The organism is Thalassotalea sp. Sam97 (genome assembly GCF_041379765.1).
GTDB classification, from domain to species: Bacteria; Pseudomonadota; Gammaproteobacteria; order Enterobacterales; family Alteromonadaceae; genus Thalassotalea_A; species Thalassotalea_A maritima.
On sequence record NZ_CP166919.1, the window covers coordinates 1,428,544 to 1,442,092 of the forward strand.

Annotated in this window: 11 protein-coding genes; 9 read left to right on the forward strand and 2 right to left on the reverse strand. The window is 43.6% G+C overall.

Annotated elements, in window-relative coordinates:
* Positions 1 to 4 precede the first annotated feature (4 nt).
* The 3 genes from ACAX20_RS06310 to ACAX20_RS06320 all read left to right on the forward strand — a co-directional run bounded on the left by ACAX20_RS06310 (position 5) and on the right by ACAX20_RS06320 (position 4,222).
* On the forward strand, positions 5 to 733 hold the full coding sequence (locus ACAX20_RS06310; protein ID WP_371189302.1) for a molecular chaperone: 729 nt from the start codon (positions 5 to 7) through the stop codon (positions 731 to 733).
* A complete protein-coding gene (locus ACAX20_RS06315) occupies positions 700 to 3,399 on the forward strand; it encodes a fimbria/pilus outer membrane usher protein (protein ID WP_371189303.1) in 2,700 nt (899 codons plus the stop codon). The genes ACAX20_RS06310 and ACAX20_RS06315 overlap by 34 nt, the downstream gene beginning before the upstream one ends.
* A 256-nt stretch (positions 3,400 to 3,655) precedes the next feature.
* Entirely contained in the window at positions 3,656 to 4,222 is a 567-nt protein-coding gene (locus tag ACAX20_RS06320) for a hypothetical protein (RefSeq protein WP_371189304.1), read from the forward strand.
* A 231-nt stretch (positions 4,223 to 4,453) separates the two neighbouring features.
* Here the strand turns inward: ACAX20_RS06320 and ACAX20_RS06325 are convergent, their stop codons facing one another.
* Positions 4,454 to 4,675 carry a hypothetical protein gene (locus ACAX20_RS06325; protein WP_371189305.1) on the reverse strand — a complete coding sequence of 74 codons (222 nt, stop codon included), beginning with the start codon at positions 4,673 to 4,675 and terminating at the stop codon, positions 4,454 to 4,456.
* Between the two features lie 193 nt (positions 4,676 to 4,868).
* Between ACAX20_RS06325 and ACAX20_RS06330 the strand changes: the two genes are divergently transcribed.
* The 6 genes from ACAX20_RS06330 to ACAX20_RS06355 all read left to right on the forward strand — a co-directional run bounded on the left by ACAX20_RS06330 (position 4,869) and on the right by ACAX20_RS06355 (position 12,232).
* On the forward strand, positions 4,869 to 6,251 hold the full coding sequence (locus tag ACAX20_RS06330) for an aldehyde dehydrogenase family protein (RefSeq protein ID WP_371189306.1): 1,383 nt from the start codon (positions 4,869 to 4,871) through the stop codon (positions 6,249 to 6,251).
* A gap of 17 nt (positions 6,252 to 6,268) precedes the next feature.
* Positions 6,269 to 7,642 carry a glutamine synthetase family protein gene (locus tag ACAX20_RS06335; RefSeq protein WP_371189307.1) on the forward strand — a complete coding sequence of 458 codons (1,374 nt, stop codon included), beginning with the start codon at positions 6,269 to 6,271 and terminating at the stop codon, positions 7,640 to 7,642.
* Positions 7,643 to 7,668: 26 nt separating this feature from the next.
* Positions 7,669 to 8,820, forward strand: a complete 1,152-nt coding sequence (locus tag ACAX20_RS06340; RefSeq protein ID WP_371189308.1) for an iron-containing alcohol dehydrogenase — start codon at positions 7,669 to 7,671, stop codon at positions 8,818 to 8,820.
* The gene (locus tag ACAX20_RS06345) at positions 8,820 to 9,524 is read left to right on the forward strand and encodes a glutamine amidotransferase-related protein (protein WP_371189309.1); all 705 of its coding nucleotides are present in this window, start codon (positions 8,820 to 8,822) and stop codon (positions 9,522 to 9,524) included. Before ACAX20_RS06340 ends, ACAX20_RS06345 begins: the two co-directional genes overlap by 1 nt.
* Positions 9,525 to 9,851: 327 nt before the next feature.
* A complete protein-coding gene (locus tag ACAX20_RS06350; RefSeq protein WP_371189310.1) occupies positions 9,852 to 11,027 on the forward strand; it encodes an acyl-CoA dehydrogenase family protein in 1,176 nt (391 codons plus the stop codon).
* 17 nt (positions 11,028 to 11,044) lie between these two features.
* The gene (locus tag ACAX20_RS06355) at positions 11,045 to 12,232 is read left to right on the forward strand and encodes an acyl-CoA dehydrogenase family protein (RefSeq protein WP_371189311.1); all 1,188 of its coding nucleotides are present in this window, start codon (positions 11,045 to 11,047) and stop codon (positions 12,230 to 12,232) included.
* A 69-nt stretch (positions 12,233 to 12,301) separates the two neighbouring features.
* Here ACAX20_RS06355 and ACAX20_RS06360 read toward each other — a convergent pair whose 3' ends face one another.
* On the reverse strand, positions 12,302 to 13,252 hold the full coding sequence (locus tag ACAX20_RS06360) for a zinc transporter ZntB (protein WP_371189312.1): 951 nt from the start codon (positions 13,250 to 13,252) through the stop codon (positions 12,302 to 12,304).
* Between the last annotated feature and the right edge of the window lie 297 nt (positions 13,253 to 13,549).

A 13,549-nucleotide genomic window follows, 5' to 3' on the forward strand; every position in this document is an offset into this window, starting at 1 on the left:
TCATATGCGCCTGCTCCTCTTGGTATGTTTAGCTACGGTTATTGCTGTTGGTGCTCTGATTGGTTCGCCTTTGCTTTATGCGGTGGAGATCACTATAAACAATGTCCACTTTTCACCAGGTAACCTGCAGAAGAAGTTAATTCTAAACAATGACGGCGACAATATTGTCGCATTGAAAGTGAGGGTGACGCATAGGACATATAACGAGGCCGGTGTGGAAAATATCGATGAACCCTACAAGGGGATGATGGTGATCCCATCACAAGTGGTGGTTGGCCCAGGTGAAGAGCAAGTGGTTAATTTGCGCTTGACGGAACCATTTCCACGCGAAAGCGAAGTACCTTTGCGACTGATAGTTTCCACAGTGCCGGTGTCACTGGCAAAACAAGTGCCTGGTGAGAACGCCCAAACTGGAGGTGTACAAATGGTTTATCAATTGGTCCGAGCATTGTATTTGACACCAGCGAATGCTCAAGCAGATGTTGTAATAGAGTCGTTGCTAGCCAAAGACAATGGGATGCAGTTAGTACTCGTAAATAAAGGTAATGCACATCAGGTGTTTTATGGCCTAGATGTTAAACTAAATACTGGCTATACCTTTACCATAAGTGGGCAAGAATTAGGTGGCGGTATAAATATGTTACCAGGCGATCGTCGGCTAATAAATTTTAAAACACCGCAAAATTGGCCTACTACACCATGGTCTTCAGCCAAACTGATCAGCAAAGATTAACGCAATGGCGTTGTTGTCACGGTCGTCACCGTATCTACCTTGTTGCGGTTACGGCGTTAAATGTAACTTTGGCTTCAGCTCCTTCCTTTGTCATTGCCCAAAAAAACGATAATCCATCAAGTGCTCGCAGTCAAACCGTCACCCAAGAGCAAAAAGAGCAATTTTTTAGACAGGCGTTTGGTGTAGATATACCAGAAGTTTGGTACAAGGATAGTTTGTTAATTATTGTCAATAACGAGATCACCCAATCACTTCCGGCAGAAATCAACCCTTATTCACAGGCGGTCCGCTTGGATGGCATGCAAGTCATGGAATTAATCAGACTTTATCTAAAGCCTGATGCTGAACTGGACTTGCAAGCGTTCATTACCACAACAGGGTTTGCGGATTTCGAGTCATTGCAACAGCAAGGCTTTTCTTTTCGATTAAATCGACGATCGAATACCTTTGAAATTCAGTTACCTGGCGCACTAAGCCGTTTACAAACATTAGACGCAGGACAAGACTATAAAGCCCAGTCAAAGCAACGAGCTTACCTACCGGAGCCAGTTAGCGGCTTTATTAACGCCTATAGTTATCATGGCGATACTCGTGATGCAAATGGCGATAGACGCTATGCAGGGCAAACCCGTTTTGAATCCAATTTAAATATTAATGGACTGGTCTTTCAGCACGAAGGTAACTACACCAATACAGGCGAAACGAGTTATTGGCAGAACTCTGCCTTGCGTATGATTTACACGCAACACGAGTTAGCGCAACATATTATTATTGGTGAACAATCGCCACTTGATGCTAATTGGTCACTACAGCCTGCACCGACGAGTGGCAGTTTTGCTGAGCGCCTAGTTGGTATTGGCGTCAATAAACGCGTTTCGTTATCAGATTTTGCCCGAACAACCAATAATTTTCAATACAACTTTGTTTTAGAGCAAGGGGCAGAAATTCAAGTATTTGTTAACAATAAACTGGTCTATCAAAAGCAGTTGACCCCAGGAGATTATAATCTAAAGGGGTTACCACTAGAGCAAGGCGAAAATGACATCCAAATTGTGATATATAAAGATGACGGGCAAGTGGATGACTTTACAGATACATTTTATAACAGCCCCTCTTTACTGGGAGAAGGTGAACGAGAGTGGCAATTTGCCGCAGGCTATTTATACGAAGGTCCTTATGATCTAACACGATTAGATGAACAAAATCCTCTTATGTACGGCATGTATCGGATGGGGTTATCAAGTTATTTCGGCATAGCACCATATTTTCAATATCAAGAAAATCGGCAGTTTTTAGGTGTATTAGCGCAACTAGGAACGAGCTTTGGGCAAATTAACCTTGATCTGTCACAAAGTAACGATAGTGTCGTTGGCACTGGTAGCGCAATTCGCTTAGAGTTACTCGGCGAGCCGTCGTACCGGCCATTTGGCTTTTTTAATAACAGTTACCGAAGCTTTAGCGTAACTGCCGAGGCTTATAGCGAAAATTATACCGCCACAGCAGTAAGCGCTTCTTCAGAGGACTCTAATGCTCGCTTACCTTATCGTTGGAGCATCAATCCTGCGTTAGAAATAGGGTTTAGTGACAAAATGAGGCTGAGCATAAGCGCTATTTATAGCAAAGTAAACCAAGCCGATAATCAGCAAAATAATTTTAGATATAATATCCGTCTGTTACATCGTTGGCGTCAGCTAGATTTTGGCTTGGAATTTCAACGTGGCGCTGAGACATTTTTAGGACAAGATGAAAATCAGCTAAACTTCAACATAACCTACAATGGAAGCTCTGGAAGAAAATATTTGCGAGCAGAGCATAATACCGCTAATAGATCGGAGTCGTTGCAAGCGACCTTTAGACCTCAGTCAAATCGGCAAATGCAGTATCAGGTAGATCTTCGAAAACTTTCTGAAAACTCTTACCTGCGAAGAGTAGGGGTAAGCTATCGCGATGGTTATGTAAACCGAAGCCTTACCATTGAGAGTCGAGCAAACTTTGGCGTTGAAAAGAAATCGATCGCAGCTGGTTGGCAAGGTGCACGAGGCGCAATTTATTCATACCTTACTGACGATGAGAACGCCGCCAATATGGGATTTGTCGGTATTGAAAGTGCGTTGGTGTTTGCTGGTAACAAGTTTGCTATTGCCCGCCCCGTTGATGATAGCTTTGCTATTCTCTACCCGGCTGAGGGCTTAAAGGGATCTAACATCGTATTTAATAATCGAGCTCAAATTGATTGGTTAGGACCTGCTGTGGTGTCTAATTTAAATTCGTATCAAAACACCGGTATATCGGTAGAAGAAAGTCATGCACCTGTTGGCGCTGATTTGGGTTCAGGGTATTTTTATGTTAAGCCGAGTTACGCCTCAGGCACTGCAATTAAAATTGGACAAGGTGGCACACTGCTACTTAATGGCGTATTGGTTGATGAGAAGGGGGAACCTTATAAACTCGCGACTGGCCGCATTGAATTGTTAGCAAATGAACAAAGTGATAAACCTAAACTATTTTTTACCGATGAATTTGGTAACTTCTCTATATTAGGGTTAGCAGCGGGGCGTTATCAACTGATTGTGGATGACGAAGATTATCAGCCTGTGGAGTTAGTCATTGAGCAAGCTGAAGATGGCATTATCCAAGTTGGAACGATAACAGTTAAGAAAAAATGACCTAATATTTGGTTGTTAAATAGCCTAACTTGCGACTGTTTAGTTTTGCGCAGTTGTTGTTGGGTTACTAAAGGCCTTAACGCAAGTTAACTACCAGTTGACATGAGTTTCTTTAGTCGTTTGAAGTTACTTGCATAACCTGTAATTTACCCTATGCTGAAAATTAAGGCTCTTTGCTCCATGCTCTGGCACGTATAACGATGTAAGGTGGGGTAATTAATCGGTATTTTCTTCGATAATATAATCAGGTGAGATAATGGCGACATCTGCGTTAAAGACACTCATTGCAACTTATTCGTCGCTAATTTTGGCTACGATGCTTTCGGTAACCACATCTTATGCGGCAAGCTTATCAGGCACCATTGAAATTAATGGTGTTGTACCCTCTGAGACATCGTTAACGACAACCACCACAGCAGAGGCTACATTGAACCCTTTAGGGCAGGGGTATACTGACCGTAAAGTGGGTACTGTGGTAATTAAGAGTAATAGCGCAGCTGGCTTTATGGTATTAATTGAATCTGAAAATCAAGGATATATCGCTAAGCCTGATGCGACAGGGAGTAGTGACCGACTAGGATACACGCTAACCCTAACCAACCCACAGGGAATAGTGGGAGAGGGGCTTAGACTGCCTCCTCCTTATGTATTGATTAATCTTGACTTTAAAGGGGTAAACCCCAAAAGGGTTCCGTTTGTGGGCAAACCAAAATCTCCAACATCCATTACTTATGATGTTACGATCACTACTCCTGCAAATCCAAATCTGTTAGTTGGCGAAAATTACAGTGACACCATTACGCTATCTATGGTTGAGTTGTAGCGTATATTCCTGATGTTTTGTGTTTCAACCTAGGCTAGTTTTTAACCTGTTTATTTTCCTGACGAATGAACGATTAACGATACTTCTCGTTGGGTCATACCACTACACGTGTCATGCATTCGAATAAGTTACTGACGGTAGAGCGTAATGTAACGTACATGCACACAAATCACATGATCATAAGTTTGCAAAAGTGCTTAACTCCATAACCCCTTGTCACTAGTTAACGTTTTACGAAAAATATTCCTTAAGCTGATTAATGGTTGGCTGATAGCGAAACACCAACTGACCATCGACTAATATATTGGGCGAATGCTTAAGGTTGTATTGTGAAACGAGCTCTGGGTGTTGCTCAATATAATCAATGCGGCAATCGACACCGACACATTGCATTTCGTTTTTAAGATTGGCAATACTAAAATCTGTTTTGGTCACTAATAGTTGTACGTCCACGTTGCTTACCTCCGAGCTTGTCTGTCTTCGAGCTTGTCCATCCTTAAGTATAGTTGTATGCGTCCGTGTAAGTGCAGTAGCGGTTTGAAGATTTTAGCTTTTCCATCTAGGCTTGAATTATAAGCATTTTAACGTACTGATTAATAATAATTTATCGCCAGCTTTTGGTGATGACGTTAGGACTACATTATTCATGTCACAAACCCTTACCCGCAACCCGTATACTGGTGATGTTATCGCCAAATACCCTCAAGACAGTTTGTCTGTTATTGATGAAAAAATCGCTCATTTACGACAGCGCTTTCAACAATGGCAAATGGTTGATGTCGCAGAGCGTGTTGCGCTGTTGCGCAGTGCCTGTGATTACTTTGAAGCAAATCGCAAGCAAATTGCCCAAGATATTACCGAGCAAATGGGCAAACCGTTAAGCCAAGCTAACCAAGAAATAAATGGCTTTTTTGAGCGTGCAAATTATTTATTGGCTAATGCACAAACGTTTTTAGCCGATGACATCATACTCGATGATAACAGCTGTGAACAACGTATTAGCCATCAACCGCTTGGCGTTGTTGTGGTTATTGCCGCATGGAATTATCCATTGCTCATTGCCGTGAACAGTGTGCTTACAGCTTTGTTGTGTGGCAACACTGTGTTGTTAAAACATGCGTCTATGACAACCGCGATAGGCGAGCATTTTCAGCGAGCTTTTGGCCATATTCCCGGTCATGAACATTTATTACTGCAAACCGTTACCGACCATGATGTGATGGCAAATGTGCTGCAACACAGTGATATTAGTCATGTTGTATTTACTGGGTCGAGTTCAGGTGGCCAACACGTTTATCAACAAACAGCGCATCAATTGAATCCGTGCCATTTAGAGCTTGGTGGCAAAGATGCCGCCTACGTTGATATCGATACTGATATTGACAAAGCGGCCGCAAGCCTAGTCGATGGCGCTATGTATAACGCGGGACAATCGTGTTGTGGTATTGAACGTGTCTACGTGCATGAAAAAATTTACGACGCCTTTATCGATGCTTGTTTGCGAATTATTGCAGATTATCGATTAGGCGACCCTATGGATGAGGGTACTAGCATAGGGCCATTAGCAAGCGCAGAGTCGGCCATATTAATGAGAGAGCACGTGAGTGAGGCAGTGGCACAAGGGGCCATGTTGCTTACTGGCGGCGATAGTCAAACCATCGGTCATGCGATATTTTTTCAGCCGACCTTGTTGGCCAATACCAATAATTCAATGCAAGTGATGCGCGAAGAAAACTTTGGTCCTATTTTGCCATTAATGGCGGTGACGGATATGTTCCAAGCAATCAAGCTGATTAACGATAATCATTATGGTTTAAGCGCCGCTATTTACAGCAACGATAATGATAAGGCAACTGAGTTTGCTAACTGTGTAGAGGTGGGCACTGTGTTTCAAAATCGATGCGATTATTTGGCGCCAGCATTGCCTTGGACGGGATGGAAGCAAAGCGGTATTGGCTCTGGGTTATCTAAGTATGGCTTTTACGGTTTAACCAAGCGCAGAGCCATAAATTTTAATAAGAAATTATAACGTATCGAGAGTAGGCTATGTCATCAAAGATAGAAACAAAAATAAACCAGCTTGAACATGAAGGCATTAAATGGGTAAAACTGGCTTTCACCGATATTGATGGTGTTCATCGTGGTAAATATGTCAGCCTAGAAAAATTTGCGTCGATTTTAGAACATGGTGCCGGCTTTTGTGATTGTGTGCTTGGTTGGGACATGAACGACCAACTCTACGACAATACCGAATTTACCGGTTGGCACACGGGTTTTCCTGATGCCTTGTATCAAGTCGATTTAAGCAGTGAACGGCGATTACCCGACGAGAACAATATCCCATTTTATTTAGTCGACTTTGTTAGCAACGATGGTCAACCACACCCCATTTGTCCGCGCAGTGTTTTAAAACGTGTATTAGCGAAAGCCAGCGACATGAATATTGGCGTAAAACTGTCGTTTGAATATGAGTTTTTTCTGTTTAATGAAACGCCAGAATCGGCGCGCGAAAAAAACTATCAAAACTTAACGCATTATACACAGGGCAATTTTGGCTATTCATTACTGCGCGCTAATACTAATTCTGATTTGTACCATCAATTTCTAGATTATTGTCAGCGCATGAATTTTCCCATTGAGGGGCTTCATTGTGAAACTGGCCCTGGCGTGTGGGAAGCTGCAATCGCCTATGACGACGCGTTGGTTATGGCAGATAAAGCTGCCTTGTTTAAAACCTTTGCTAAAAGCTTTTTTCAAAAACGGCAGTTGATGGCGACCTTTATGGCTAAGTGCTCGATGGATTATCCGGGGCAAAGTGGTCATGTACATCAATCGCTATATAACGCTCAATCGGGTGAAAGCTTGTTTTTTGAAGAAAACGCCGAGCATCATATCAGTCAAACGATGCGCCATTATATTGCCGGCCAGCAACGTTACTTAAAGCCATTGCTGGCGCTGTGTTCGCCAACTATTAACTCTTATACACGCCTAATCAAAGGTTTTTGGGCGCCAACCGCGGCGACCTGGGGCATTGAAAACCGCACTACCGCATTGCGTGTTATCGGCAATAGTGCCAAATCGCAACGGGTTGAGTTTCGCCTAGGCTCTGCCGATGCCAATCCTTATTTAGTTGCAGCAGCGGTGATCACCTCTGGCTTACTTGGTATTGAGCAACAGCTGCAACCAAGTGAGCCGTTATTAGGCAATGCTTATGAGCAAGAAGATAATTTACCTGAGCATTTGCAATTGGCTACCAATTTACGTGATGCCAGCCGTGATTTTAACCAATGTGAGGCGGTTAGGGAGATACTAGGCGAGGAATTTTGTCAGCACTTTTTTGCAACACGAATGTGGGAAGTGAGAGAATATGAGCGTCAGGTAACGGATTGGCAATTGCAACGCTACTTTGAAATTATATGATGGCAGAAAGGAAAAGGACGAATTTTATGCAGCAATTTAATTTTCCAACCACCATATATTTTGGTGACGGAGCTCTGGCTGGCCTTGCACGTTATTTACATGAAAAAACTCATAAAAAGGCATTATTAGTTACTGATCGCACCCTAGTCGAGCTTGGCTTAGTTGAGCAAGTTGTTAACGTTATTGAGCTGCACATTGACGTGGTGATATTTGCTGATGTTCACGCCAACCCGATTGAGCAAGATGTTGAGCAGGGGCGCGCCACATTTATAGATAACCGTTGTGACTGCATTATTGCCCTTGGTGGCGGTAGCCCTATGGATGTGGCTAAGGTAATAAAAGTGGCGACGACGCACCCGATGCCATTGGCGCAATACGATGATGCGCTCGGTGGTGATAAACTCATTGTTAATGATATGCCGCCGTTGTATGCGATCCCAACAACCGCAGGTACTGGCAGTGAAGTAGGGCGCTCAGGGGTTATCATATTGCGAGACAGTGGTCAGAAAACCATTATATTTGCGCCACAATTAATGCCCGATATTGCCGTGCTAGCTCCTGAGTTAACAGTCAACTTACCCACCCATATTACCGCGGCAACCGGTATCGATGCCTTTACCCATTGCCTTGAAGCGTTCTTTGCCCCGGTTTTTCATCCCATGGCGGATGGTATCGCCCTTGAGGGGATGCGTCTTTGTTTAACACACCTTGCAACGTGTGTTAAACGGGGCCAAGACATTAATGCCAGAGGTCAGATGCAGTTAGCTGCCACCATGGGGGCAACGGCGTTTCAAAAAGGCTTAGGCATGACCCATTCGCTTGCTCATCCGTTATCAGCAGAATTTAATATCCACCATGGCCTAGCCAATGCCTTGTTACTCCCCTATGTATTGGCTTTTATTGAACAACAAGTAAACCTTGATGCTGAGCAAATCAGTAAAATTAATCGGGTAAAGCAGTTGTTTGCAGAGCAAGGCATGGTTTGTGACTCGTTGGCACAAGCATGTGAAACCTGGTTTACTGAATTAGGTATCCGTTTTGGCTTAAAGCATCAAGATATTGCTGAGTCTGATTTGTCAATGCTCGCTGATAAAGCCTTTGCCGATCCATGCCATCACAGCAACCTTATCGTCGTTAATCGTGATGATCTGTTCGCGGTTTACCAAAGGGCGTGGTAATGCATATTGCTTTATTATTATGTGATCATGTGAAACCGCAATTACGCCATGTTAGTGGTGATTACGCTGACATGTTTACGGCCATGTTTGCTAAATACGCCCCCCGCGTTAAGCTAACGCTATTCGATATTCAAGCAGGTATCTACCCTGAGAATATCGACGACTACGACGCATTTCTCAGCTCAGGCTCGGCCTCTTCGGTATATGAGCGCGATGATTGGATCATCGAATTTATGCTATTTGTGCGGCAATTGTTTGCTGCCAACAAAAAGTTTATCGGCATTTGTTTTGGCCATCAAATGATAGCTCATGCGCTCGGCGCTGAGGTAACATTATCTGAAAAGGGCTGGGGTGTGGGTATTAAAACATCAAGGGTAGTAAACCCAAAACCGTGGATGCAGCCAAAAGCCAGTGAGTTTGCGATGTTGCTTTCGCATCGTGATCAAGTGCTCTCCTTGCCTGAAAACGGCCAAGTATTGGCATGTAACTCACATTGCGATATTTCTATGTTTCAAATAGGCAATAACTTTTTGGGCTTACAAGGTCACCCAGAATTTACGCCAGAATATGCTAAGGCGTTAATGGATTTTCGCCACGAAATTATTCCTGAAGATATTCGCAAGCAAGCGGTAGCTACGCTGGACAAGCCTTTGAGTACGGCAACGCTCGTTGACTGGTTATTGGCGTTTATTCGCAGTAGTTAAACTAAATGATTTGCGTAAGCCAGACTATTAAGAGAGCAGCATAATCTGCTGATGATTTTGTCATGTCGCATCAGATCCTAGCGATACTTATCACACCACAATGCCAAGTCACAGATGACGCGATATACATTTACCTGCCGTAAATTCCTATCCCAACAATTAGCTATATAGCTATAACGATTAGTCATAACCATGGTTAATGAATTTATCTCTTCGCATTGTCGATATTCACAAGCTATCGAGCAAATGGACGATGTATTGAACCCGCTTTACGCTTATTAATTGTTGATTAAATTGCCACATTTCATATTAACCTGCGGAGCATTGATGAAGTTCACCCTAACTGATGAGCAGAGCATGATCCAACAATCGGCCATCAAGTATTTACAAGATTCAGTCACGTCTGAGTCTGTGCGTAGTGCCATGGCATCTGGTGTCGGCTATAACCTTGAGCATTGGCAACATATCACTAATGAGCTGGGTTGGTCAGCGGTTCATGTGCCACAAGCATATGCAGGATTAAATTTAAGTTATGTCGAGTTGGTATTGCTACTAGAGCAAATGGGCAGATATTTGTATTGTTCGCCATTTTTGGCAAGCAGTGTTATGGCCACCAATACCTTATTATTAGCGGCAACGGCGCAACAAAAAGCGGATTATATACCTACTTTATGCAGTGGTCAGCAAACGGCCACGTTAGCATTTGTTAGTCTTGATGGTAGCCGTAATGTGATTGATTGGGGAACTAACTCGGTACAAGCGACCTATCAGACGAGGCAAGATGGCTTTCAACTCAACGGTACCTTTCACTATGTTATCGACGGTCATACTGCCGATGTGATTATTGTTGCCGCACGGCAGATAGGCACTGAAGGGGATGATGGCGTCAGTTTGTTTATGGTACCTGCTAATATGACTGGCGTTGAGCGATGTTTACAACCGACCATGGATCAAACCCGCAAACAAGCGCTTATCAAACTGAACAATATTGTTGTGCCGCGCCAGAACTTAATTGGCAGCGAGGGCAAAAGCGCCGAGCATCTGGTTAATAGCATTGCACTAGCCAATATCGCTTTAGCCGCTGAGCAAGTCGGTGGGGCTCAGCAAGTGCTTGATAATACCGTTAACTACACGAAAGAGCGTTACCAGTTTAATCGCCCCATCGCCAGCTTTCAGGCAATAAAACACAAAGCGGCAGATATGATGTTACGCTGTGAAGTAGCTCGTTCAGGTGTGTACTATGGCGCATGTGTGGCGAGCGACTTTATGCTACATAAAGCAAATGCCAAAGAGCTTAGAGAAGCGGCGAGTATTGCTAAGGCCTATGCAAGTAACGCTTACTATGATAATGCAAGCGAAAGCCTGCAAATGCATGGTGGTGTAGGTTTTACTTGGGAATTTGATGTGCATTTATATTTTAAACGCGCAAAAGCATCACAGCTTTTTTTAGGGAATAGCAATCATCACTATGAACAGCTTGCAGATCAGTTACTCGGGTACTAGCAGACAAAGGATTAACTATGCAATTAACGTTTAGTATGCAAGATGAAGCGTTTCGCACTGACATCGCCGACTGGTTAAATGATAATTTGGTTGGCGAATTTGCTAGGTTGAAATATCGCGGTGGTCCGGGTGATGAGCACGCCTTTGTCAAGCTGCGTAAACGATGGGAGCAAAAGCTCGCCTCAAGCGGTTGGACTTGCGTTGGCTGGCCTAAACAATACGGTGGTCGCGGCTTATCCATTGAGCAGCAAGTCATTTTTTTCGAAGAATATGCGCGAGCCGGCGCACCAGGGCGAATGGGCCATATTGGTGAAGGCCTTGCAGGTCCTACTATTATCGCCTTTGGAAGTGAACAACAAAAACAAAAATATTTGCCGGGCATTGTTGCTGGTACCGAATTTTGGTGCCAAGGCTACTCCGAGCCAAACGCGGGCTCCGATTTAGCGAATGTGAAAACCAAAGCGACCTTTGATAAACAAACCAAGAAATGGCGTATCTCTGGGCAGAAAGTTTGGACATCACTTGCCAACGAAGCAGATTACGCGTTTGTTATTGCCCGTACCGATCCACAATCTCAAGCGCACCAAGGATTGGGCTTTTTCCTCGTGAAATTAGATCAACCTGGGGTTGATATTCGTCCCATTCAGCAACTCACCGGGACCTCAGAATTTAATGAAGTATTTTTTGAGGATGCCGAGTGTGGTGACGATGACATTGTTGGCGAACCGGGTCAGGGCTGGCAAATCGCCATGGGCTTGTTAGGGTTTGAACGGGGTGTATCAACCTTGGGTCAGCAAATGCAATTTCAAAATGAATTGGACGCCATTATTGAGGTAGGCAAACAAAACGGCATGGCACAAGATCCCATGATCAGACAGCGTATCGGCAAAGCGCATGCGGAACTTAAGATCATGCGTTATAACGCCATGCGTATGCTTTCTGGGCAAAACAGTGATGGTGCTCTGCAAAAAGAGGCCTTGGTTTATAAACTCTTTTGGTCGACCTGGCACCGTGCACTTGGTGAATTAGCCATAGATATGTTGGGGCCTGAAGGGCAATTGTTAGTTAACTCGCCGTATGAGCTTAGCCGCCTGCAGGCGCTGTATTTATTTAGTCGTTCGGATACCATTTATGGTGGTACCAATCAAATTCAGCGCAATATTATTGCTGAACGTGGTTTAGGTATGCCAAAGGAGCCGAGATAAAGGAGCCGAGACAGTAACAGAGGGATAGGTGCTTACAAGGTCTGTTCGGGGGGAGCTTATAAACAGTCCCTACAACCACTTATTCTTCTTAAGTAACAGCATCAACAATCCTGTGATCACCAGCAAAATTAGGGTGACAATATAAAATGCGTTAGGATCATCCATGCCAGGTATACCCCCGACATTAATGCCAAGTAAACCGGTTAAAAAGCCCAAGGGTAAGAAAATTCCGGCAACAATCGACAAGACATACATACGATTATTCATGGTTTGGCCTAATTGGACGTTAATTTCTTCTTGTAATACATTGGCACGCTCTTTACATAAATCGAGCTCTTCAATATATAACTGCAGGTGGTTAAGTGCTTCTCGTATTTCAGCTTTTTGCTCTTGCTCTATCAGCTTATTCTTATCGCTGATTAAAACGAGTAAAGCATCACGTTGCGGGCCAAGGTAGCGCCGAATGGATATAATTTGTCGACGAAGATTAGCCAGATCTGATTGGGATATCGTCTGTCGGTTGTCAATAACGCCATCTTCAAATGTTGACAGTGTTTCTTCGATAAAATGCACGGTACCCGCCATGTTGTCATTTAGGTTGTATATCAATTCAACCAGCCAATGGCTTGGCGACCTTGGACCACGCTGATGGTGTATATCATCGGCAATGCTCTCGAGCGACACTAGGCGCCGCCTGCCAGTCGACACAATATCATCAGCAGTCATAAAAATTCGAATCGACACCATGTCTTCAGGGTCGGAATTTTTTGCTAAATTAATGCCGCGCAGAGAGACGATAAGACCTTCGTCAATTAAATTCGCTCGCGGTCTGGTTTCTTCCGAAAGCAGTGCATCGACAACCATACTATTGAGCGCTAATTTCTCAAGTTGCTGTTTTGTATCCACATCGGTGTAATTAAGGTGTAACCAACGACAGATGTTTTTCTCTTGGCAATCTTGCGTATATTTGGCTTGCTGTTGCAAGTTAAAGTCATATTCTTGTAATGCTTGATTGTTCATAGATAGCTCAAAAATGTCGTGGTTTATCTAGCGTATTGTTGGGGTACTTGGTCGTGAGTTTATTATGTCACGTGTTATTGATAACTAAATGATATTTTTTCTTAAAAAGCAAGATATTAGCCACGCTATTTTGTTGCCGAGACAAGTAACGGTAGGCAACAAAGAAAGAAGGTAGTGAAATAAGTGGCGTGCTGCAGTTTTGCAGATTAAGCGCTAGATACCGATAAGGCTTTTTATCTAGCGCTTAACACTTAGTGTTGAACATTTGCGCTCAATAACTCGAGCTCAATAATGCTG